This window comes from Streptococcus danieliae (genome assembly GCF_013415245.1).
Taxonomy (GTDB): domain Bacteria; phylum Bacillota; class Bacilli; order Lactobacillales; family Streptococcaceae; genus Streptococcus; species Streptococcus danieliae_A.
This window is the reverse complement of record NZ_JACBXX010000227.1, coordinates 1-22,675: the sequence shown is the minus strand read 5'-3', so window position 1 is coordinate 22,675 and position 22,675 is coordinate 1. Positions and strand designations below refer to the sequence as shown.

The window sequence follows — 22,675 nt, the reverse complement described above, 5'->3', positions numbered from 1 at the left end:
GATGCGTCTATGATAAGTAGCGTAGTCTTTATTTCTAAGAGCTAATCTCAATTCAGTTTCTTGTTGTTTATCTAATTTCAATTTCATACAATCTATTATAATTCAAAATTCGATTTTTATTTAGTATTAGTCATTTTTTGGAAATTCTACGAGTTAATGAAGTATCACAGAGAATCAGTGTATAAAATGGAGATTTAATTATGAATACAGAGGGATTCACTTCGATAGACTTATTTGTCTTGATTGCCTATTTGGTCGCGGTTCTCATAGCAGGTCTGTACTTTTCCAAAAAGGAGATGAAAGGAAAGGAATTTTTTAAGGGGGACGGTTCGGTTCCCTGGTATGTTACTTCTGTTTCCTTGTTTGCCACCATGTTGAGTCCAATCTCATTTTTGGGCTTGGCTGGGAACTCTTATGCAGGAAGTTGGATTTTATGGTTTGCCCAATTGGGGATGCTGATTGCGATTCCACTAGCCATTCGCTTTGTTCTTCCTATATTTGCCCGGATGGATATTGATACGGCCTATGACTATTTGGAAAGACGTTTTGATTCGCGTTTCCTTCGGGTTATTGCAGCAGTTCTCTTTATCGTTTACCAACTCGGTCGGATGTCCATCATCATGTATCTGCCATCCTTTGGGTTAGCAGCCTTGACGGGGATTGACATCAATATTCTCATCATCTTGATGGGGGCTGTCGCGATTATCTATTCCTATACAGGTGGGATTAAATCTGTATTGTGGACAGACTTTATCCAAGGAATTGTCTTAATTGGTGGTGTTTTGATTGCCCTCTTTGTTCTCTTGAAAGACATTGATGGCGGCTTTGGAGCCATCGCTCATGAATTGGCTAATGGTAAATTTGTTGCTCCAACAGAAAAAATCTTTGATCCAAATATCCTATCTGGTTCGATTGCCCTTATCGTATTTGGATCTGGTTTGACAATTTTCTCTTCCTACGCTTCTTCACAGGACTTGGTACAACGCTTTACAACCACTCAAAACATCAAAAAGCTTAACAAGATGATGTTCACCAATGGTGCTCTTTCACTTGGAATCGCAACGATTTTCTACTTGATTGGTACCGGGTTGTATGTCTTTTATAAGGTACAGAATGCTGGTAATGGTGCCGTTGATGATGTTGCACAGGACCAAATCTTCATGTACTTTATCGCTTATCAGTTGCCAGTAGGGATTACAGGAATTATTCTGGCAGCGATTTATGCAGCGGCACAGTCCACGATTTCAACTGGTTTGAACTCTGTGGCAACTTCTTGGACATTGGATATTCAGGAAGTTCTTTCTAAAGATATGTCTGACAAGCGTCGGACTCGCATTGCTCAAGTTGTATCCCTTCTAGTTGGTATCTTCTCAGTTGTTGTCTCCATTATTATGGCTCACTCAGATATCAAATCTGCTTACGAGTGGTTCAACGGATTTATGGGTTTGGTGCTCGGTCTACTGGGTGGTGTTTTCATTCTTGGTTTTGTCTTTAAGAAAGCTAACAAACAGGGTGCCTATGCCGCTCTGATTGTATCAACCATCGTCATGGTTTGGATTAAGTATGGCTTGCCGGCAGATGCTGTGAACTACTGGGCTTACTCTTTGATTTCTATCACAGTCTCCTTGGTTGTTGGTTATGTTGTTTCAATTTTAACTGGTAACAAAGTATCTGCACCGAAATATACAACCATTCATGATATTCCAGAAATCTTGTCAGATAGCAGTTGGGAACAACGTCATTAAGAAATAAGAGAGGTCAGTAAATGATTATTGCAGAACGTTCCGATTTTAAAAGATATGCTTCCATCAATCCTTATTTTTCAACCGTATATGATTTTCTAGAAAAAACCGATTTAACAAAATTGGAAGATGGACGTACGGACATCGATGGGGATAATGTTTTTATCAATAGTATGACTTACGTGGCTGATGGAACTCCAGGTCAAGTATTTGAAAATCATAAGAAGTATTTAGATATTCACTTAGTTGTCAGCAATACTGAAAAAATGGCGGTTTCTACATTAGAAAATGCTAAGCTGACAGAAGAATTTGATGAGGAGCAGGATTTTGCTCTTTATGATAGTGATGCCTATCAGCTTGTCACATTGACAGACAGTAATCTTCTAGTGGTGTTTGAAGAAGACCTTCATCAACCCAAAATTCAGGTCAATGATGAGCCAGTTAGAAAGGTAGTGATCAAAGTCTTGAATGTTGAGGTGTAACATGAAAATTCATGAAGGAGAAAAATGATGGTTAAATATGGAATTGTTGGAGCAGGTTACTTTGGTGCTGACCTAGCACGTTCAATGAACAAAATCGAAGATGCGGAAATCATTGCTGTTTTTGATCCCAATCATGGTCAAGAAGTAGCAGAAGAGTTGGGCGCAGCTGTTTGTGCAAGTTTGGATGAACTTGTCGAACGTGAGGATGTGGATTGTGTGATTGTAGCGTCACCAAGCTACCTACACCGTGAGCCAGTTGTAAAAGCAGCAGAACACGGGAAACATGTTTTCTGTGAAAAGCCAATTGCCTTGAATTATGAAGATTGTAAGGCCATGGTTGACGCCTGTGAGGAGAACAATGTTATTTTCATGGCCGGTCACATTATGAATTTCTTTAATGGGGTCCACCATGCTAAAGAATTGATTACACAAGGTAAAATCGGTAAAGTTCTTTACTGTCACGCAGCCCGTACAGGTTGGGAAGAACAACAACCAACCGTGTCTTGGAAAAAAATTCGTTCCCAATCTGGAGGTCACTTGTATCACCATATCCACGAATTGGACTGTATCCAATTTATCATGGGTGGTATGCCTGAAAAAGCGACAATGGTAGGTGGAAATGTCTATCATAAAGGTGAGAATTTTGGGGATGAAGATGACATGCTGATCGTGAATCTGGAATATGCAGATGATCGCTATGCTGTTTTGGAATACGGAAACGCCTTCCGTTGGGGTGAGCACTATGTGTTGATTCAAGGAACCGAAGGTGCTATCAAACTTGATTTGTACAACACAGGTGGAACACTTCGTGTGAAAGGTGAAGGAGAATCACACTTCTTGGTTCATGAAACACAAGAGGAAGATGATGACCGGACAGCAATCTACACCGGACGTGGGATGGATGGTGCGATTGCCTATGGTAAGCCAGGAGTTCGTTGCCCACTCTGGTTGCAAACATGTATTGATAAAGAAATGGCTTACTTACACGATATTATCAAAGGTGGCGAGATTACAGATGAATACGCAAAACTCTTGAACGGAGTGGCAGCACTTGAATCAATCGCGACTGCAGATGCGTGTACCTTATCTGTGACAGAAGATCGTAAAGTAGCTCTAGCTGAAATTGTTAAGGACTAGTTTTTAGGAAAATAACTAGATGTACAATGTTTCAGTAGGCGAACTGCATTGATTTCACCATCTTTTACAGACCTACTGAACTGTGTGGAGGTGGGACAAGGGAATCGACTTCTTAGCAAATTGATTTCCTTGTCCCCTTTTTTAATAACGATTCAAAAAGGAGAATTAGATAGCTTTTGAATTGAAAGGATAAGATCTATGAAAAAGATTATCGGGATTGATATTGGAGGGACCAGCATCAAAGCGGATCTATATGATGAAAATGGTAAGAGTTTTCAAGAATATCGAGAAGTTGAGACCCACATTGACTATGAAAATCAATCCAATGATATTTTGGACCAGGTTTGTCAATTAGTAGAAGACTACCAGCAAACGCATGTAATTGATGGGGTTGGTATTTCTTCAGCGGGGGTTGTGGATAGTCGCCAGGGAAGCATTGCCTATGCTGGTTATACCATTCCAGGTTATATTGGTGTCAATTTTGTTGAGACAATTGGACAGCGGTTCCAGCTTCCGGTAGCTGTTGAAAATGATGTCAATAGTGCAGCTTTGGGTGAGACCTGGTTGGGCCAAGCCAAGGATCTGTCTTCCGTTGTGATGATTACAGTTGGAACAGGAATTGGCGGTGCGATTGTGCTGGATGGTCAGATTGTGACGGGTCACAATTTTACAGCTGGTGAAGTTGGTTATCTTCCGATTAAAGGTCAAGATTGGCAGAATGGGGCGTCGGCAACAGCTCTTGTCCGCCTGTATGAAAGCAAGAGTGGGAAAAACCAACAAGACGGACGGAGTTTTTTTACTGCTCTTGAGGCGGGGGATCCAGCTGCTGAAGAGGCCTTGGAGAGTTTTCTTGACCATTTGACAGAAGGAATTTTGACGATTTCTTATCTTTTGAATCCAGAAGCATTTATCATCGGTGGTGGTATTTTTGCAAGAGCGGATCTGCTTTTGCCGAAAATCAAGGCGGCTCTGGTTGCCAAGGTACAAGATGAGCGCTTTTTGCCCAAGCAGTTACTAGCAGCGTCATTAGGAAATGCTGCCGGACGATTGGGTGCCGTCAAGCATTTTCTCACACAATATCCACTACAAGGTTAGGAGGTACGCGTGTGTCAGATTCTATTTTTACAACCATGGAAAGTATCGAGCGGGAAGCGCAACTTATTGTAGAAGAGTATGAAAAGCGGATTCAAGAAGCGACATTAAAGTCTAAACAAGAGTTGAGCCAGCTGTTGCAAGAGCGTCAGGCCTATTATCAAAAAGAGTACGAACAACTCGCACAACAACTATCGAGTGATAAACAAGCCTTGGATCAGGAAGTTGCGGATAAGATTCAGGCCAATGAGCAAACAATCCAACAAGTTTCTATGAATTATAAAACGGAGTTTGTGGAAAAAATTGTGAGTAGGGTGGTTGCGTATTATGGCCATTAGTCCAATGAAAAAAATTGCCCTACTGTTTACCAGTGAGCAAGTAGACGCTGTAACAGAATTACTACAGGGTTTAGAAATTGTCGAGCTTCAAGATTTAAAAGCGCAAGATTCCTGGTTCCAAGCCTTTAGTAGCAAACAGGTTACAAGTCCGCAACTATCCGTGAAGACTCAGGACTACGAGGATTCTAAAGAACTGGTAGGAGATGAGGTTTTACGCCATCTTGAAAATCAGCAACGGCATTTAGAGGCTCTCCGCGAGCAGTTACGAGTCTATCTCCCTGTTCAGGGAGTAGTAGAACGATTACGGACACCACCACAAGCCCTAACAGCTGCTGAATTCAAGTCCTTGGGTGAAGGGGAGCGAATGACCCGCTTGAGTCAGGAGATTCAAACCAAACTCACTCGAGTCAAGGACATTGAAGCTTCCTTAGAGGATAACCGAGCTGTCATGAAGGTGTTAGAGCCCTGGCGTGATCTAGCATTTTTCCCGAATACTCTGAATGAATTCCAGTTTTTGCAGGCGCAGGTGGGAACTCTGCCGAGAACAGCGGATGATCAGGCCTATAAAGTCCTGCTAGCTACTGAGGGCCTTCAGGTAGAGGAGTTGTTTGTTACAGAGAAGGAATATGGTCTTCTTTGCCTGTCTCAGGGGAACCCAGAAGACATCTTAAAAACAGCTGGTTTTCAAGTCTTCGACTATGATGAGCCGATGTTACCTGGGGAAAAGCTAAACCAGTTAGATCGTGAAAACCGGGAGTTAGAGGCGGAAAAAGCGGCCTTAATGGACCAATTGGGAAGCTACCAAGAACAGCTGGGAGACTTGCAGGGACAGATTGACTTTTTGTTGACCCAGCAAGCCCGGCAGGCCTCCAAAACCTTGATGGCCAACACTACTCATTTGACAGGCTTGGAGGGTTGGATTGAAGAAGAGCGCTTGCCAGAGTTGCAAGAGGTCTTGGAGACGGAGTTTGGTTCGACTGTGTTTCTAACTGAGCTGGTAGTGACGGACGAGGAGCAAGCCCAGATTCCGATCAAGCTCAAAAATACAGCTCTGGTTGAACCCTTTGAACTGCTAACCGAAATGTATGCTTTGCCCAAGTATTATGAGAAGGATCCAACACCGATTCTGGCTCCTTTCTACTTTACTTTCTTTGGCATGATGGTAGCTGATCTGGGTTATGGATTATTGATCTCGCTGTTGGCCTTTTTGGCTCTCAAGCTCTTCTATCTCCCTGAAAACACCATCCGTTTTATCAAGTTTTTTAGTATTTTAGGGGTTGCAGTCTCCATTTGGGGCCTCATTTACGGCTCTTTCTTCGGATACGATTTACCTTTTCATCTCATTTCGACAAGGACAGATGTCATGATGATTTTAATAGTGTCGGTTGTCTTTGGTCTGTTGACTGTTATCAGTGGTCTCTTCCTGGGAGGCCTTCAAAAAATGAAGATGAAGGATTATAGTGAGGCCTACCATTCAGGCTTTGCCTGGTGTTTGATTTTAATTGGTCTGGCTATGGTTGCCGTCGGTTCTCTGGTTCAGCCCTATGCTGTCTTAGCGACGATTGGTAAGTGGCTAGCCATTCTGAATGCCCTAGCCATCTTGGTTGTGTCTGTGGTTCAGTCCAAGAGCCTTGCGGGACTTGGGCAGGGATTCTTTAACCTCTACAATATTTCATCGTATGTTGGGGACCTGGTCAGTTTTACCCGTCTGATGGCTCTCGGGTTATCAGGAGCCAGTATCGGTTCTGCCTTTAATTTAATTGTCGGTCTGTTTCCAGGCCTTTCGAAATTTACGGTTGGCCTTATCATTTTTATACTACTCCATGCTATCAATATTTTCTTATCGCTTTTATCAGGATATGTACATGGGGCGCGTCTTATGTTTGTTGAATTTTTTGGCAAATTTTATGAAGGGGGAGGACAAGCCTTCTCACCTTTGAAAATATCAGAAAAATATATTCGGATGAAACATCCATCGGAGGATTAGTAAATGGAACAATTAGCAACTTATTTTGCAAGTCATGGTGGAGCCTTCTTTGCAGCTTTAGGAATTTTTATGGCCGTTGGGTTTAGTGGCATCGGTTCCGCTTTAGGGGTTGGTAAAGCCGGACAAGCGGCAGCAGCGCTTTTGAAAGAGCAGCCGGAAAAATTTGCATCGGCCCTGATCCTTCAGTTGCTCCCAGGGACCCAGGGGCTTTACGGTTTTGTTATTGGCATTTTGATTTGGTTGCAGTTGACACCAGATCTATCCCTTGAGAAGGGAGTGGCCTACTTCTTTGTTTCCCTACCGATTGCCCTTGTTGGTTATTTTTCGGCAAAACATCAAGGGAATGTTGCAGTAGGCGGTATGCAAATTCTGGCTAAACGGCCGAAAGAGTTTATGAAGGGGGCTATTTTAGCCGCCATGGTTGAAACCTACGCTATCTTGGCCTTTGTTATTTCCTTTATTTTGACCCTAAAAGTATAGTAGGAGGTAAGGCATGGCTGATATTGAAGCATTAAAAAATTCCGTCTTGGAGCAGGCGCGGCAAACAGGTCAGCAGCGGTTTTTAGAGGCACAAGAACAGATCAAAGAGGACTTTGAGCACAAAAAGACGCAGTTATTAGGAACCAAAGAGTCAGATTTTCAACAGCGAATCAAGGAACTCAAGCAGGTCCATCAGGCTGAATGCCAACAAATCAAGAATAAGGAACGGCAGTCGACCCTGGTTGCCAAACAAGCAATCTTGCAGGAACTCTTTCAAGCAGCCTATCAGACCATGGCTGACTGGTTTGAAGAGACAGAACTGGCCTTTATTCGCGGTGTCTTGGACAAATATTCAGAAGAGAGCGCTCAGGTTGCCTTTGGGCAGGTTACCTTGCAGAAATTAGGGCCTAGCCAAGTCAGCCAGCTTCAGCTAGCTTATCCGCACATGACCTTTGACCAGGAAAGTATTGCTCAGGAAGCAGGCCTGGTTGTCTCGCTTGGCAGGGTCGACGATAATTATCTCTACCGTCATTTGGTGGACTCGGTTTATAAAGCAGAAAGTTCACGGATTGCCAATGAGATTTTCACGCGCTAATTGAAGTCCGGGCATTTAGAGAAAAGGAGGTTGGAAAGAACAGGAATGAATAGTATAGATTTTGCAGAAATAAATGTTGAACTAGCTGTTCGCGAACAGACTTTTATTTCTCCTGAAACTTTTCAGAAACTCTTAGAAGCAGATCATCAAAGTGACCTCCTAGCCATTTTAGGAGATAGTGTCTACTCCTTTGAGGCTAAGGATTTAGCCAGTTTGGAGGCGATTGATAGCAAACTGCAGAAACGTTTGGTGGATGAATATAACTGGGCCTTTTCCCAAAGTCCCAACCCGGCAATCGTTTCTGTCTTTGCCATCCGTTATGTGTATCATAATCTCAAGATTCTCCTGAAGGGTAAGGCTCTAGAACGAGATTTCTCGCACCTGTTAATTCCGATTGGAGTGGAAGGAATTGAGGAACTGGAACATTTGGTGACCACCCTGCATTCAGATTATTTAGAAGCGGAGTTAGTGGATGAAGTGCGTTCGATTTGGGCGGACTATCAAACCTATCAAAATCACCGTATTTTGGAAATTGGTGCTGACTTAGCTTATTTTAGACACCTGAAGCGGTTATCAGCCGACTTAGACCCAGTCCTGCAGCAGTTGGTCCAAATGATAACGGATTTTTACAATGTCATTGCTGTTAAGCGGGGACTTAGCCAGCAGAAAACGGATAACAGCATTTATCAAGTCTTGTCGGATGAGGGAAGTTTTCCGGCGAAAACCTTTATTCAGATGGTTGAAGAGGATAAACTTATAGACTGGTTTAGCCAGTTGAATCCTTTGTTAGATACGGACATAGCGGAGTTTGAAAATCGGATCCGTCGTTCAGAAATTTCAACAGTTGAGTTAGAGTATCTTTCAGATTTCATGCTGTTCAAACTTTTGGATAGCCAGGAGTTAGCTGTAGATGGGCCTCTCTCTTTAGCCCTGTACCTGTTGAGGTGTGAGTTTGAGATCAAGAATTTACGGTTGATTTTATCAGCCTATCACAATCATCTTCCTTCAGATTTACTAGCAGAAAGAATGAGACCAATTTATGGACAGTAAACAGTATAAGATTGCGGTGGTTGGCCGTCGTGACACCATTTTGCCCTTCCAAATGGTTGGTTTTGATGTTTTTCCTGTTCAAGTGGAGAAGGAAGCTCAAAACACCATTCGAAAGTTAGCCCAAACAGGTTATGGCATTATCTATCTCACAGAAGATATTGCAGCTCTGATTCCTGAGACACTGGATTATTATGACAAACAGCTGCTTCCTGCCCTGATTTTGTTGCCAACCCATGAAGGGAGTTCCGGTCTAGCTTTGGGAAGAGTACAAGAGAATGTTGAGAAGGCTGTCGGACAAAATATTTTATAGAGCTGGTCTACTATAGCCGTTCAAGAATAATCAGAGATGAGTGAGGAGGATAGTAGTGACTCAAGGAAAAATTAGTAAGATTTCTGGCCCTCTTGTAGTTGCCTCAGGGATGCAAGAGGCCAATATTCAAGATATTTGTCAGGTCGGGCATTTGGGTCTCATCGGTGAAATTATTGAGATGCGCCGAGACCAAGCTTCAATCCAGGTTTATGAAGAAACATCGGGACTAGCACCTGGGGAACCCGTTATCACAACAGGGCATCCTTTATCGGTCGAGCTGGGACCTGGTTTGATTTCGGAGATGTTTGATGGCATTCAAAGGCCCCTGGAACGTTTTAAATTGCAGACAGGGAATGATTTTCTGATTCGTGGTGTTGATATTTTAAGCCTGGATAGGGAGAAAAAATGGTCTTTCCAACCGAGTCTTGCAGTGGGTCAAGAGGTTTCAGCCGGTGATATTTTGGGAACAGTTGCTGAGACCAAGGTAATTGATCATCAAATTATGGTTCCTTACGGGATCTCTGGAAGGCTCCAGTCAATTCAAGCCGGTGACTTTACTGTTGCAGAGACAGTCTATGAGATTGCCCTGGAAAATGGGGAAGTTTATCAGGGAACCTTGATGCAAAAATGGCCGGTTCGGAAAGCACGTCCGGTGGCCAAGCGTCTGATTCCGTCTGAACCGCTCATTACAGGTCAGCGGGTTATTGATACCTTTTTCCCTGTAACAAAGGGAGGGGCGGCAGCTGTTCCCGGTCCTTTCGGTGCTGGGAAAACGGTTGTGCAGCATCAAGTCGCGAAGTTTGCGAATGTTGATATTGTGATTTATGTTGGTTGTGGGGAACGTGGGAATGAGATGACCGACGTTTTGAATGAATTTCCTGAATTGATTGATCCCAATACAGGTGAATCCATCATGCAGCGTACGGTATTGATTGCCAATACCTCTAATATGCCTGTGGCTGCGCGTGAGGCATCGATTTATACAGGCATTACGATTGCTGAATATTTCCGTGATATGGGCTATTCGGTGGCGATTATGGCTGATTCAACGTCACGTTGGGCAGAAGCCTTGCGGGAAATGTCCGGTCGTCTAGAAGAGATGCCCGGTGATGAGGGTTACCCGGCTTATCTAGGAAGTCGAATTGCGGAGTATTATGAACGAGCGGGACGGTCACAAGTCTTGGGTTTACCAGCGCGTGAGGGAACGATTACGGCTATCGGAGCAGTTTCGCCGCCGGGTGGTGACATTTCTGAACCGGTGACGCAGAATACCCTCCGGATTGTGAAGGTTTTCTGGGGCTTGGATGCTCCCTTGGCACAACGGCGCCATTTCCCCGCCATTAACTGGCTAACTTTCTATTCCCTCTATCAAGACAGTATTGGTAAGTATATTGATACTGAAAAGCAGACGGACTGGGCTAGCAAGGTGACCCGAGCGATGAATTATCTGCAAAGGGAATCGAGTCTTGAAGAGATTGTTCGCCTGGTTGGTTTTGATGCCTTGTCAGAACAAGAACGCTTGACCATGGAAATTGCCAAGCAGATTCGTGAGGATTATTTGCAACAAAATGCCTTTGATTCGGTTGATACCTTTACATCATTTGATAAGCAGGAAGCTATGTTGAATAATATTCTGACCTTTGCGGATGAAGGGGATCGTGCTTTAGCATTAGGCACCTACTTCAAGGAATTAATGGAAGGCACTGTTACCATTCGGGATAGGATGGCCCGAAGTAAGTATATCGCCGAAGCGTCTTTAGCAGAGATCCAGCAACTATCACAGGTGATTCGCTCGGATATCCAAGAGGTTATTGAGAAAGGAGGGCTCTCCTAATGGGTGTGATTAAAGAATACCGAACTGTCAGTGAAGTGGTTGGTCCTCTGATGATTGTTGAGGATATCCAAGGGGTGCAATACAATGAGTTAGTGGATATTCAACTCCACAATGGGGAGACACGCCGTGGTCAGGTCTTAGAGGTCCATGAAGATAAGGCGATGGTGCAATTGTTTGAAGGCTCTAGTGGCATCAACCTTGAGAAAGCAAAAGTTCGCTTTGCTGGCCATCCCTTGGAATTGCCTGTATCTGAAGATATGGTAGGACGTATCTTTAATGGAATGGGGAAACCGATTGATGGTGGACCAGAATTGATTCCTGAAAAATATCTAGATATTGATGGTCAAGCGATCAATCCGGTGTCGCGCGATTATCCGGATGAATTTATTCAAACTGGAATTTCTGCGATTGATCATTTGAATACCTTGGTTCGTGGCCAGAAATTACCCGTATTTTCAGGTTCTGGTTTACCCCACAATGAGTTGGCGGCACAAATTGCCCGTCAGGCCACTGTTTTGAATTCCGATGAAAACTTTGCCGTTGTTTTTGCAGCCATGGGAATTACCTTTGAAGAAGCTGAATTTTTCATGGAGGACCTGCGGAAAACAGGAGCCATTGAGCGGTCTGTATTGTTTATCAATTTAGCAAATGATCCGGCGATTGAACGGATTGCAACACCACGGATTGCCCTAACCGCAGCTGAGTATCTAGCTTATGAAAAGGATATGCATGTTCTCGTAATTATGACGGATATGACCAACTATTGTGAGGCCTTGCGTGAGGTATCCGCAGCGAGACGCGAAGTTCCAGGTCGTCGTGGATATCCAGGTTACCTCTATACTAATTTGTCAACCTTGTATGAACGTGCAGGCCGTCTGGTTGGTAAAAAAGGATCGGTTACGCAAATTCCGATTTTGACCATGCCAGAAGACGACATTACCCATCCGATTCCGGATTTGACCGGTTATATCACAGAGGGACAGATTATTTTGTCGCATGATTTATACAACAGTGGTTACCGTCTACCGATTAATGTGTTGCCATCCCTCTCCCGTTTGAAGGATAAGGGGGCTGGTGAAGGGAAAACACGTGGGGACCATGCGGCAACCATGAACCAGCTGTTTGCAGCCTATGCCCAAGGGAAAAAGGTAGAAGAACTAGCGGTTGTTTTGGGGGACTCAGCCCTTTCAGATGTTGACAAGCTGTATGTTACTTTTACCAAAGCTTTTGAAAAAGAATACATCGATCAAGGTTTTTACACAAATCGAAGCATTGAAGAGACACTTGATTTAGGATGGAAATTGTTGTCCATCTTACCTCGAACTGAATTGAAGCGAATCAAGGATGAGATGCTGGATCTCTATCTTCCGAATCATTAAAAAATCTGAAAGGAGGAGAAAGAATGGCACGTTTGAATGTCAAACCGACTCGTATGGAGTTGAACAATCTAAAAGAGCGCTTAAAGACAGCAAAACGGGGACATAAGCTGCTTAAAGACAAACGAGATGAGCTGATGCGGCGTTTTATTAGTCTGATTCGGGAGAATCACCGGTTACGGCAGGAAGTCGAGCAGAGCTTGTCCGCTAGTCTGAAAGCTTTTGTACTGGCTAAATCATCTGTTAACACGCTGATGCTGGAAGAGTTCTTTCTGGTTCCCTCCAAGCAGGTATCCCTGTTGATTGAAGAAGAGAATGTGATGAGTGTGACGGTTCCCAAAATGTTCCCCACAGTTCAAGCAACTAGGGATGCCGAACAGGGATTGGACTATAGCTACCTTTCTTCAAATAGTGAGATGGATGCGACCTTTAAAGCAATTGATAGCCATGTAGATACCTTACTCCGCTTGGCAGAAGTTGAAAAAACCTGTCAATTGATGGCAGATGAGATTGAAAAAACACGGCGTCGGGTCAATGGTTTGGAATATGCAACGATTCCCAACCTAGAGGAAACAATCCACTATATTGAGCTAAAATTAGAGGAAGCAGACCGCGCCAATCTGGTCAGAATTATGAAGGTGAAGTAGCCTGTTGACTGGAAATCAAGGAGGCTGGTTTCTGGCTCAGAGGTGATCTAGACATGAGGAAAAGGCCAGCAGTCCCTGGAAGGGTTATTGCTGGCCTTTTCTCGTGGTATACTAATATTTATGAAGAAAGAAGTTCGACTATTAGTAGCAGGAAAGTTTTTAAGTCTGTTTAAGAATGATCAACAGTACCAGACGCCGGTGATTCGGATTAACAAAAATCGCAAGAATCTGGCCTTTGTGATCTTGTTTAAGCTTGATCCCCAGAGCGAGCGGGTCTATGTGCTGAACCGGTCCCAGCAAGGCTATAGCGATCAGCCCCAGCGGCTGAAAATTTTCAAAAAAGCCAGCCTGTATACCGGTATGTTACAGGTTCCACCCAAGGCACGGGGGACCATTCAGATTTTGCAGGTAGATCCTAAGGATCCGCAGTTGAAGGAGGGTCTCCGTTATTATTCGCAGGAAGAGCTGGCCTTGATTTCCCAGGGCAGGGCGGGGGAACTAGATGTTTACGACCCTTTTCGTTATGCACATTCCAGCCGGTTTGCGGATCAGGAGCAGGGGGCTGACCCCCAGTCTCTTCAAGAGTATCTAGGGATTCAAGGATTCCACCCTTTTATCCAAGAGGGAGAGGATGTGCTCCCGCTTTCCTGTACCTATCAAGATCCGCTTCGTCGGACAGCCAGTCGTCTCCAGCTGTTGGGCTGGTATTATTTGGACCAGCAGTTGAAGATTAGCTGGAAGCCTTTGACTACTGAGAAGAGCCGGTGGCGTTCGTCGCTTCTTTCTATTGATAAAAAGAGTAGGCGCTATTTCTTTCAAGGCAATCTTTACCAGGAAAAAGGGACCGACCCTATTTTTTTGGAACAATTAAAATTCCAGGCCCAGGAGACTCCTCCAGAATATTTCCGAATGGTAGAGGAATTGCAGACCCAAGAGCGGCAGGCGCTTTTGAGAATGGCGGATTTAAAAGTTATCGACAGGGACTAGCCCTGCCTCGGTAAGCCGGTAGATGCGGTCACAGACCTGGCGCAGGAAGCGACGATCATGGGATACAGCAATGATGGCTCCAGGATAGTTCTGGAAGAGTTGCCGAATTTGGGGTTGTGAAGTGGGTGAAAAATTGCGGCTAGGTTCATCTAGGAGAAGCAGGTTGGCCCTGTCTAGCACTAGTTTGAGGAGGAGCAGTTTGGCTTGTTGGCCACCAGATAGGTCACGGATGGCATGCTGGACTTCTTGGCGTGTGAATTGGAGTTGAGCCAGGTGGGTCAGGGCTTTTTGCTCTTGAGCTTGATCGCCACTGGGACAGAGAAATTGGAGTGGGGTTTCCAGGTCTGGGAGCATTTCCTGGTATTGTTGGGGCATGTAGCCAGGACGAATATCTGTTTTGGTCAGTATTTCCTGGTAGATGCGCTTGAGTAGGGTGGACTTGCCGATGCCGTTGGCTCCGATAATACCGATTTTATCTTGGGGATGGAGGTGTTCTTCTGTTGGGAGGGAGAATTCTCCCCAATTGAGCAGGGCTTTTTTGGCTGGTAGTGGCTGGATATCCGAGAAGAAGAGCTGGATTGCTTCCTCATCCAGAGGTAGCTGGGTTAGCTCTTTTCGTTCTTGCTCAAACCGCCTTTCCCTACCTAGCACCTGTTTCATTTTTTTGGCAACTAGGCGTCCGGCGGTTGCATCATGGGTATTGATCAGACTATGGCGAACCTGAGCTTTTTGGCGTCGGTGTTTGTCCATGGTTTTCTCAAATTCTTTACGTTCGTTTTGTGCTTGCTGTTTTTGTTTTTGGTACCGCTGATTGCGCCTTTCCTTGTAGTCGGGGTAACTACCTTGCCAGACCTGGGTTTGGGCCACTTGTTTGCGTTTGAGGGATTCCAAGTGAATGATCTTCGTAGCAGTGTGACTGAGAAAATCTTCATCATGGGAGACAAACACAACCGCCTGTGGACAGGTGGCGACAAAATTCTCCAACCAGAGGAGGCTATCTAGGTCCAGATCATTGGAAGGTTCATCGAGGAAGAAAATATCAGCGGGACTGGCTAGAGCCCTGATTAATTGAACTTTGAGGGCCTCACCGCCAGACAGGCTAGCCAGGCTTTGCAGACTGGATAATCGCTGACTGTCAAAACCAAGTTGATCTGCATAGCGATAAACAAGACTGTAGTCCAGCGCGTCAGGGTCTGCGAAAAAGTAGTCATTGAGGCTGATCTCGGCTAGAGATTCAGGTAGGGTCTGGGGCAGGTAGACGGGCGCAGAGAAGTGTCTCTGAATCGTTCCCTCTACGAGGAGATGGTTGGCTGCAGGTTCTTGTAGGAGTAGCTGGAGTAGGCTGGACTTCCCATTGCCTTCCTCGCCAATAATAGCTACCTTATCTCCCTGATGGATCATGAGCGACAGGTCTTGAACCAGCGTCCGCAAATCTTTCTGGTGCTGGATACTTAGGTGTTGAATGGTTAGCAGCATAAAAATCCTCCTTTTGATCACAATAGAAAAACGCTACCTAATTGGTAGCGCTTGTAGAAGGACTGCTCAGACTCTTTGGGTTTAAGAACACGTCAGTAACATAGGCCTGCCTACCTCTAGTTAGGCAAGGCAAAGTAAGCTCGTGGATTTGTAACCGAGAAAGAGTATGAAAACACCTCTGTCAAAAGAAGAGGCTGGTGCAGGAGCTACTAGAAGTCTACCAAATAAGTACAGAGTATTTGAGTGATTCAAGACGATAAACGATGGGCTTTCAGCCGTACCGGTTTGGCTCGACTGGCTTCCAAAGCTTGAATGACTCGACTGTCACTGGTGGGACTTCTAGTTGTTCATGGCTCCTTACCTCGCTGTAAATGTGATGGTTTCAGTTTAGCAGACCAGAATTGGGCTGTCAAGCTAGTTTGGAGAAATGGTGGGAAAAAACTCGACAAACTGAAAAGATATGGTATAATACTCAGTGGAGCAACAATCTTGCGTGAAGCGGGTCAGGGGAGGAATCCAGCAGCCCTAAGCGATTTAGATTGTGTGCTCTTTTTTGCTGTTAAAAAATCCCTTTGGAATTAAGTTTCCAAAGGGTTCTTTCGTTTTTGATTAAGTGACGGTTTCCTCGTCACTGTTTTTTGGGTTTTCATCCAATTCTTCTGCAGCTTTCGAGATCAAAAGCCAGTCGCCATTGTCTTGTTTGACAAATAGTAACATAACGGAACGATCTGAGTCGACCGCTTCATCGATGTACCAAAGCTTTTGGGTTTCGAATTTTTGGGATTGCGTTTCGGCAGAACCCTTAATAGTTGAAGAGGGATCGCCAAATTTAGCCAGTATGTCCTTGAGGTTGGCCCCGCCGGCACCGGTCGTTTCGTCACCCAGGACTAGGTTGTCAAAATCTTTTTGGGTCCAGGGGAATTCAGACTCCGGTAAGGTTTCCTCCTCGTAGTCATAGTCTGTCTCATAGCCGTATTCAGATTCGTAGAAAATTTCGTCCAGGGATCGTGCGTAGCTGGCCTGTGTGAGGGCGAAAATACCGATGGCCAGAGCGGCTAAAGCAGAGGCGATGATTCCCGGTGCTTTTTTCCCCTTGCGGTGAATCCAAAAGGCAATGAGGCCGAGGATTAGAGCTAGGACTCCAAAAAGAAAGGCGATATAGTTGAGCAAGGGGATCCAGGATCCCAATAAAGCAATGACAGCCAGGGTGAGGGCTACGATCCCCAGAGCCTGTGTTTCGGAATTCTTTTCCATAAAATCTCCAGTAATTGTTTGTTTTTGTAATTGATTCAAGTATAGCAAATCCTTCTGAGTTTCTCTTGTAAGATGCATCCAATCGCCAAAAATCGAAATTGTGCTTTTGGTGGGATTGCTGTTTTCAAGGAATGGAAAAGGAAACAAAGACGTTATCGTGGCTATTTCAACCCAAGAGTGAACACTTGTCTGTGTAACTCTTGGTCTTTTTTGATTGAAAATGTAAGCGTATACTTTAATTACGGCAGAACAATTAGGAAAGGAGTCGTAAGATGAATATCATCATTAATATTCTCAATTGGTTCTCGCAGAACATTCTGCAAAATCCGGCTTTCTTCGTAGGTCTCCTCGTTTTAGTAGGATATGCCCTCTTGAAGAAACCAGGCCATGAGGTTTTTGCAGGCTTTGTTAAAGCCACGGTCGGCTACATGATTTTGAACGTCGGTGCTGGTGGCTTGGTTACAACCTTCCGTCCCATCTTGGCAGCTTTGAACTATAAGTTCCAAATTGGTGCGGCGGTTATCGATCCCTACTTTGGTTTGACCGCAGCCAACACAAAAATTGCGGAAGATTTTCCGGACTTTGTCGGAGCAGCTACAACAGCTCTTTTGATTGGGTTTGGTGTGAACATCCTCTTGGTAGCTCTTCGGAAGCTTACCAAGGTGCGGACACTTTTCATTACAGGGCACATCATGGTGCAACAAGCGGCGACCATTTCCTTGATTGTTCTACTGTTGGTTCCGCAATTGCGCAATAGCTGGGGAATTCTAGCGATTGGTGTTATCTGTGGTCTTTATTGGGCAGTCAGCTCCAATATGACGGTTGAAGCTACTCAACGTTTGACAGGTGGTGGCGGATTCGCGATTGGTCACCAACAACAATTCGCGATTTGGTTTGTGGACAAGGTGGCTCCTTTCTTTGGTAAGAAAGAAGAAAATTTGGACAACTTGAAATTGCCTAAATTCCTCTCTATTTTCCACGATACGGTGGTAGCATCTGCGACCTTGATGTTGGTGTTCTTTGGAGCCATTCTCATGGTCTTGGGTCCAGAAATCATGTCGAATGCAGAAGTAATTACCTCTGGAACCTTGTACGTGGCTGAGAAGCAATCTTACTTCATGTACATCATCCAGACTGCCTTCACCTTCTCCGTTTACCTCTTTATCTTGATGCAAGGGGTGCGGATGTTCGTATCTGAGTTGACCAACGCCTTCCAAGGAATCTCAAGCAAACTCTTGCCAGGTTCTTTCCCAGCGGTCGACGTTGCGGCTTCTTATGGATTTGGTTCTCCAAACGCGGTTCTTTCAGGATTTGCCTTTGGTTTACTAGGTCAATTGGTAACAATTGTTCTCTTGATTGTGTTTAAAAACCCAGTCTTGATTATCACAGGGTTTGTACCTGTATTCTTTGACAACGCAGCCATCGCTGTTTACGCAGACAAGCGGGGTGGTTGGAAAGCGGCCCTTTCCCTTTCCTTCATCTCTGGTATTCTTCAGGTTGCCCTCGGTGCGGTTGCGGTTTCCCTTCTTGGTTTAGCGTCTTATGGTGGTTACCATGGAAATATCGACTTTGATATCCCTTGGCTTCCATTCGCTTACCTCTTCAAATATCTTGGTATTATCGGTTTTGCCTTGGTCTGCCTCTTCTTCTTGATCATTCCTCAATTGCAATTTGCGAAAGCGAAAGATAAAGAAGCTTATTATGCGGGTCAAATTCCCTCAGAAGAGTAAGACCCACTCATTTTGTATAAAGAAAAAGGAGAATCATTATGGTTAAAGTATTAACAGCTTGCGGAAACGGTATGGGATCCAGCATGGTTATCAAGATGAAGGTTGAAAATGCCCTTCGTGGTCTTGGTCAATCAGACTTCACTGTCAACTCTTGTAGTGTTGGTGAGGCAAAAGGATTGGCATCTGGTTACGATATCGTAATCGCTTCTATCCACTTGGTAAACGAGTTGGAAGGACGCACAAACGGTCACATCATCGGGTTGGATAACCTTATGGATGACGCAGAAATTAAAGAAAAATTGTCACAAGTTCTTTAATCGCAGGTACACAAAGGGAGCCCGGAGAATTCTCCTGCTCCCTCTTTTATAGTAGGAGGTCCCAGTATGAACCTAAAACAAGCTTTGACAGAAAACAATTCCATTCGCCTTGGTTTGAGTGCCGATACTTGGCAAGAAGCCGTTCGCCTATCTATTGATCCACTGATTGAGAGTGGAGCAGTTGAGGAAGAGTATTATCATGCCATCCTCGAATCTACAGAAGAATACGGTCCTTACTATATCTTGATGCCAGGAATGGCGATGCCTCACGCGCGTCCAGAAGCGGGTGTAAAACGTGATTCCTTCTCCCTTGTTACCCTAACAGAACCAGTTGCCTTCTCAGATGGTAAAGAGGTTCAAGTTCTCTTGGCCTTGGCTGCAACTAGTTCTGAAATCCACACCAGTGTGGCGATTCCGCAAATCATTGCCCTCTTTGAATTGGAAAATTCAATTGAACGCTTGAGCAATTGCCAAAGCCCAGCAGAAGTCTTGGCAATGATTGATGAATCTAAAAACAGTCCTTATTTGGAAGGTTTGGATTTGGAAAGCTAATCGGACCTCTATTTTTTCACACGTCGCTGCCTCTTGCAGCCTCGTTTGAATGCAAAATAGTGTTGAGTATCAGAATAAGGGAAACGGTAAATCGTTAAAGGAGAAAGAAATGACACAAATTCCAAATTTACAAGTTGCATTGGATCATTCAGACTTGCAAGGAGCTATCAAAGCTGCTGTTTCTGTTGGACAGGAAGTTGACATTATCGAAGCTGGAACAGTCTGTTTGCTGCAGGTAGGAAGTGAATTGGTAGAAGTGCTTCGCAGTCTATTCCCAGATAAAGTCATCGTGGCAGATACCAAGTGTGCGGATGCTGGGGGAACAGTTGCAGCTAATAATGCAAAACGTGGTGCCGACTGGATGACCTGTATCTGTAGTGCCACCATTCCAACTATGGAAGCAGCCTTGAAAGCGATCAAAGAGGTCCGTGGAGACAAGGGAGAAATCCAAATCGAGCTTTACGGGGACTGGACTTATGAACAAGCGCAACTCTGGCTTGATGCAGGTATTTCCCAAGCTATCTACCACCAATCTCGTGATGCCCTATTAGCTGGGGAAACTTGGGGTGAAAAAGACTTGACCAAGGTTAAAAAATTGGTAGACATGGGCTTCCGGGTTTCTGTAACGGGTGGTTTGGATGTGGATACCCTCAAACTGTTTGAAGGTATTGATGTCTATACCTTTATTGCTGGCCGTGGAATCACTGAAGCTGAAAATCCAGCTCAAGCGGCACGTGAATTTAAGGATGAAATCCGTCGAATTTGGGGGTAGATTATGGCACGTCCAATCGGTATTTATGAAAAAGCAACACCTAAGCACTTCACTTGGAAAGAACGCTTGGAGTTTGCCAAGGAACTTGGCTTTAACTTTGTAGAAATGTCGGTCGATGAATCCGATGAGCGCTTGGCTCGGCTAGACTGGACCAAGGAAGAACGTTTGGAAGTGGTTAAGGCCATCTATGAAACAGGTGTCCGGATTCCAACCATTTGTTTTTCAGGTCATCGTCGCTATCCAATGGGGTCTGCAGATCCAGTTCTTGAAGCCAAGTCTATGGAGACCATGCAGGCCTGTATCGAACTCGCTCAAGATCTCGGAGTTCGGGTTATTCAGCTCGCCGGCTATGATGTTTATTACGAAGACAAATCACCAGAAACACGGAAACGCTTTTTGAAAAATCTGCGCCAGGCCTGCACCTGGGCTGAGCAAGCACAGGTAATGCTAGCGATTGAGATCATGGATGATCCGTTTATCAACAGTATTGAAAAATACTTGGCTGTTGAAAAAGAAATCAACTCTCCTTATCTGTTCGTGTATCCAGACACAGGAAACCTAGCTGCCTGGCACAATGATTTCCACTCAGAATTTCTATTGGGGCATAACTCGATTGCAGCCTTGCATTTGAAGGATACTTATCCTGTTACGGAGACCAGCAAGGGTCAATTCCGTGATGTACCATTTGGCCAAGGCTGTGTCGACTGGGAAGCGACCTTCCAGGTCCTAAAAGAGACCAATTATCAAGGTCCCTTCCTCATTGAAATGTGGTCTGAGAATTGTGAAACTGTAGAGGAAACCAAGGCTGCTATTCAAGCTGCCCAAGCCTTCCTTTACCCCTTGATTGAGAAAGCAGGTCTCTAATGTTATTAAAAGAATTACGCCAACGGGTTTATGAGGCAAATATTGCCCTCCCTCAGCATGGCTTAGTGAAGTTCACTTGGGGTAATGTGTCGGCCATTGACCGTGAAGTAGGCTTGATTGTTATCAAACCAAGTGGAGTTGACTATGACTTGTTATCCCCTGAAAATATGGTGGTGACAGACTTGGATGGGAATGTTGTCGAAGGCGATTTGAACCCTTCTTCAGACCTAGCGACCCACGTTGAACTCTACAAGGCCTTCCCAAATGTTGGTGGGGTTGTTCATACCCATTCAACAGAAGCTGTTGGCTGGGCCCAGGCTGGCCGTGATATTCCTTTTTATGGAACAACCCATGCCGATTACTTCTATGGGCCAATCCCAGCAGCGCGTTCGCTTACAGCGGATGAAATTGATCGGGCTTATGAGATGGAAACGGGAACTGTCATTATTGAAACCTTCCGTGAGCGTGACTTGGATCCGATGGCAGTGCCAGGGATTGTGGTACGCAATCATGGGCCGTTTACTTGGGGCAAGTCGCCTGAGGAAGCCGTTTACCACAGTGTGGTCTTAGAGGAAGTTGCTAAGATGGCTCGCTTTACAGAAGCCATCAATCCTCAGGTTGAGGAAGCACCACAATTCTTGATGGACAAGCATTATCTTCGGAAACATGGTCCCAATGCTTATTATGGTCAAAAGGGCCAAAGCCATTAAGAACAGTTTTGACACTATCTGAAAACGGGATTGGGACAGGCGGTCCTGACCCCGTTTTTTAGTACGACGGGCATGTCGTATATCTGAGGTGCAAGTCCTCTGTGGGCACCTGCTACCGGTGAACCCAATAGCGACTCCCAAGCCTGACTATCGTGAGGTAGCGGGGAGAGGAAGGGATAGCGAAATCGTGGCTCTACGAACAGAAATGTGATATGAAGGCGTATGTAGTGGATGAGGAGGCTGAAAACTCTAAAGTCCCAAAAGGTAGTCGTAACCTATATGCGTAGATCACGAGAGTAAACGAGGAAAGATATACGACTTATCCCGTGAGGTCTCATGAGCGTCGTAGACGTAGTAACAACGAATCATGAGAAGTCAGCCGAACCCATAGTAGTGATGAAGTTTCTGTAATGGAAATGGAGCGAAGGGGCGAACAATTAACCGAAGTAATCCTACTTCACTTGTGTCTGTAAAAGAACGGTCTGATAGAACTGGAGACGGTCACGTATTGACTAGGAGAAGGTTCACGAATCTAAGATGTCCCTCAGACACCGAAACAAGAAAGGAATACGCACATGTCAGAATTGCTAGATAAGATATTATCTCGGAACAATATGCTTGAAGCCTATCATCAGGTAAAAAGAAACAAGGGTTCTGCTGGTATCGACGGAGTTACCATTGAGGAAATGGATAATTTCCTACGGCAACATTGGCGAGAAACCAAGGAACTTATAAAGCAGAGGAAGTACAAACCTCAACCAGTTTTACGAGTTGAAATGCCTAAGCGAAATGGTGGCGTCCGAAATCTTGGAATCCCTACAGTCAGGGACAGAATGGTACAACAAGCGATTGTTCAAACCATCAGTCCAATCTGTGAAAGACACTTCTCAGAGTATAGTTATGGCTTTCGTCCCAATCGCTCTTGTGAGACAGCTATTATTCA

The 22,675-nt window shown here is 44.8% G+C and carries 23 protein-coding genes and 1 other RNA gene; 22 read left to right on the top strand and 2 right to left on the bottom strand.

Annotation, left to right across the window (positions count from 1 at the left end; genetic code table 11):
• Nucleotides 1-200 precede the first annotated feature (200 nt).
• From HZY94_RS09725 to HZY94_RS09660, 14 genes are all read left to right on the top strand, one after another.
• Nucleotides 201-1,745, top strand: coding sequence for a sodium:solute symporter (locus HZY94_RS09725; protein ID WP_179925957.1), 1,545 nt, complete (start codon nt 201-203; stop codon nt 1,743-1,745).
• 20 nt (nt 1,746-1,765) lie between these two features.
• Nucleotides 1,766-2,224 carry a YhcH/YjgK/YiaL family protein gene (locus HZY94_RS09720; protein WP_179925956.1) on the top strand — a complete coding sequence of 153 codons (459 nt, stop codon included), beginning with the start codon at nt 1,766-1,768 and terminating at the stop codon, nt 2,222-2,224.
• A 27-nt stretch (nt 2,225-2,251) separates the two neighbouring features.
• Entirely contained in the window at nt 2,252-3,361 is a 1,110-nt protein-coding gene (locus HZY94_RS09715) for a Gfo/Idh/MocA family protein (protein WP_179925955.1), read from the top strand.
• Between the two features lie 198 nt (nt 3,362-3,559).
• The gene (locus HZY94_RS09710) at nt 3,560-4,456 is read left to right on the top strand and encodes an ROK family protein (protein ID WP_179925954.1); all 897 of its coding nucleotides are present in this window, start codon (nt 3,560-3,562) and stop codon (nt 4,454-4,456) included.
• 11 nt (nt 4,457-4,467) lie between these two features.
• Nucleotides 4,468-4,791, top strand: coding sequence for a hypothetical protein (locus HZY94_RS09705; protein WP_179925953.1), 324 nt, complete (start codon nt 4,468-4,470; stop codon nt 4,789-4,791).
• A complete protein-coding gene (locus tag HZY94_RS09700; protein WP_179925952.1) occupies nt 4,781-6,778 on the top strand; it encodes a V-type ATP synthase subunit I in 1,998 nt (665 codons plus the stop codon). Before HZY94_RS09705 ends, HZY94_RS09700 begins: the two co-directional genes overlap by 11 nt.
• Nucleotides 6,779-6,781: 3 nt before the next feature.
• Nucleotides 6,782-7,258 (top strand): V-type ATP synthase subunit K, encoded by a 477-nt coding sequence (locus HZY94_RS09695; RefSeq protein ID WP_160333130.1) that lies wholly within the window; start codon nt 6,782-6,784, stop codon nt 7,256-7,258.
• Nucleotides 7,259-7,271: 13 nt separating this feature from the next.
• Complete coding sequence (locus HZY94_RS09690; protein ID WP_179925951.1) at nt 7,272-7,853, top strand: hypothetical protein; 582 nt, start codon at nt 7,272-7,274, stop codon at nt 7,851-7,853.
• A 45-nt stretch (nt 7,854-7,898) separates the two neighbouring features.
• Nucleotides 7,899-8,903, top strand: coding sequence for a V-type ATPase subunit (locus tag HZY94_RS09685; RefSeq protein ID WP_179925950.1), 1,005 nt, complete (start codon nt 7,899-7,901; stop codon nt 8,901-8,903).
• Complete coding sequence (locus tag HZY94_RS09680; protein WP_179925949.1) at nt 8,893-9,213, top strand: V-type ATP synthase subunit F; 321 nt, start codon at nt 8,893-8,895, stop codon at nt 9,211-9,213. Before HZY94_RS09685 ends, HZY94_RS09680 begins: the two co-directional genes overlap by 11 nt.
• 55 nt (nt 9,214-9,268) lie before the next feature.
• Complete coding sequence (locus HZY94_RS09675; protein ID WP_179925948.1) at nt 9,269-11,047, top strand: V-type ATP synthase subunit A; 1,779 nt, start codon at nt 9,269-9,271, stop codon at nt 11,045-11,047.
• The gene (locus HZY94_RS09670; RefSeq protein WP_179925947.1) at nt 11,047-12,426 is read left to right on the top strand and encodes a V-type ATP synthase subunit B; all 1,380 of its coding nucleotides are present in this window, start codon (nt 11,047-11,049) and stop codon (nt 12,424-12,426) included. Before HZY94_RS09675 ends, HZY94_RS09670 begins: the two co-directional genes overlap by 1 nt.
• A 23-nt stretch (nt 12,427-12,449) precedes the next feature.
• Nucleotides 12,450-13,070, top strand: a complete 621-nt coding sequence (locus tag HZY94_RS09665; RefSeq protein ID WP_179925946.1) for a V-type ATP synthase subunit D — start codon at nt 12,450-12,452, stop codon at nt 13,068-13,070.
• Between the two features lie 120 nt (nt 13,071-13,190).
• Entirely contained in the window at nt 13,191-14,057 is an 867-nt protein-coding gene (locus HZY94_RS09660) for a hypothetical protein (protein WP_179925945.1), read from the top strand.
• Here the strand turns inward: HZY94_RS09660 and HZY94_RS09655 are convergent.
• Nucleotides 14,034-15,533 carry an ATP-binding cassette domain-containing protein gene (locus HZY94_RS09655; protein WP_179925944.1) on the bottom strand — a complete coding sequence of 500 codons (1,500 nt, stop codon included), beginning with the start codon at nt 15,531-15,533 and terminating at the stop codon, nt 14,034-14,036. The genes HZY94_RS09660 and HZY94_RS09655 overlap by 24 nt on opposite strands.
• Before the next feature lie 470 nt (nt 15,534-16,003).
• Between HZY94_RS09655 and ffs the strand changes: the two genes are divergently transcribed.
• Nucleotides 16,004-16,098, top strand: an RNA gene (gene ffs / locus HZY94_RS09650) — signal recognition particle sRNA small type.
• A 44-nt stretch (nt 16,099-16,142) separates the two neighbouring features.
• Here the strand turns inward: ffs and HZY94_RS09645 are convergent.
• Nucleotides 16,143-16,787, bottom strand: coding sequence for a hypothetical protein (locus tag HZY94_RS09645; RefSeq protein ID WP_179925943.1), 645 nt, complete (start codon nt 16,785-16,787; stop codon nt 16,143-16,145).
• Nucleotides 16,788-17,059: 272 nt separating this feature from the next.
• Between HZY94_RS09645 and HZY94_RS09640 the strand changes: the two genes are divergently transcribed.
• The 7 genes from HZY94_RS09640 to HZY94_RS09610 form a co-directional block, all read left to right on the top strand.
• Complete coding sequence (locus HZY94_RS09640; protein ID WP_160332612.1) at nt 17,060-18,517, top strand: PTS ascorbate transporter subunit IIC; 1,458 nt, start codon at nt 17,060-17,062, stop codon at nt 18,515-18,517.
• Between the two features lie 38 nt (nt 18,518-18,555).
• Nucleotides 18,556-18,834 carry a PTS sugar transporter subunit IIB gene (locus HZY94_RS09635; RefSeq protein WP_160332611.1) on the top strand — a complete coding sequence of 93 codons (279 nt, stop codon included), beginning with the start codon at nt 18,556-18,558 and terminating at the stop codon, nt 18,832-18,834.
• 66 nt (nt 18,835-18,900) lie between these two features.
• Nucleotides 18,901-19,386: a PTS sugar transporter subunit IIA gene (locus HZY94_RS09630; protein WP_179925942.1), complete on the top strand. Its 486-nt coding sequence runs from the start codon at nt 18,901-18,903 to the stop codon at nt 19,384-19,386.
• A 109-nt stretch (nt 19,387-19,495) separates the two neighbouring features.
• A complete protein-coding gene (locus HZY94_RS09625) occupies nt 19,496-20,158 on the top strand; it encodes a 3-keto-L-gulonate-6-phosphate decarboxylase UlaD (RefSeq protein WP_160332609.1) in 663 nt (220 codons plus the stop codon).
• Nucleotides 20,159-20,161: 3 nt separating this feature from the next.
• Nucleotides 20,162-21,022, top strand: a complete 861-nt coding sequence (locus HZY94_RS09620; protein WP_160332608.1) for an L-ribulose-5-phosphate 3-epimerase — start codon at nt 20,162-20,164, stop codon at nt 21,020-21,022.
• Nucleotides 21,022-21,732 (top strand): L-ribulose-5-phosphate 4-epimerase, encoded by a 711-nt coding sequence (locus HZY94_RS09615; RefSeq protein WP_179925941.1) that lies wholly within the window; start codon nt 21,022-21,024, stop codon nt 21,730-21,732. Before HZY94_RS09620 ends, HZY94_RS09615 begins: the two co-directional genes overlap by 1 nt.
• A 575-nt stretch (nt 21,733-22,307) precedes the next feature.
• On the top strand, nt 22,308-22,675 hold a 368-nt coding region (locus HZY94_RS09610; RefSeq protein ID WP_257151918.1), incomplete at its 3' end, for a reverse transcriptase domain-containing protein.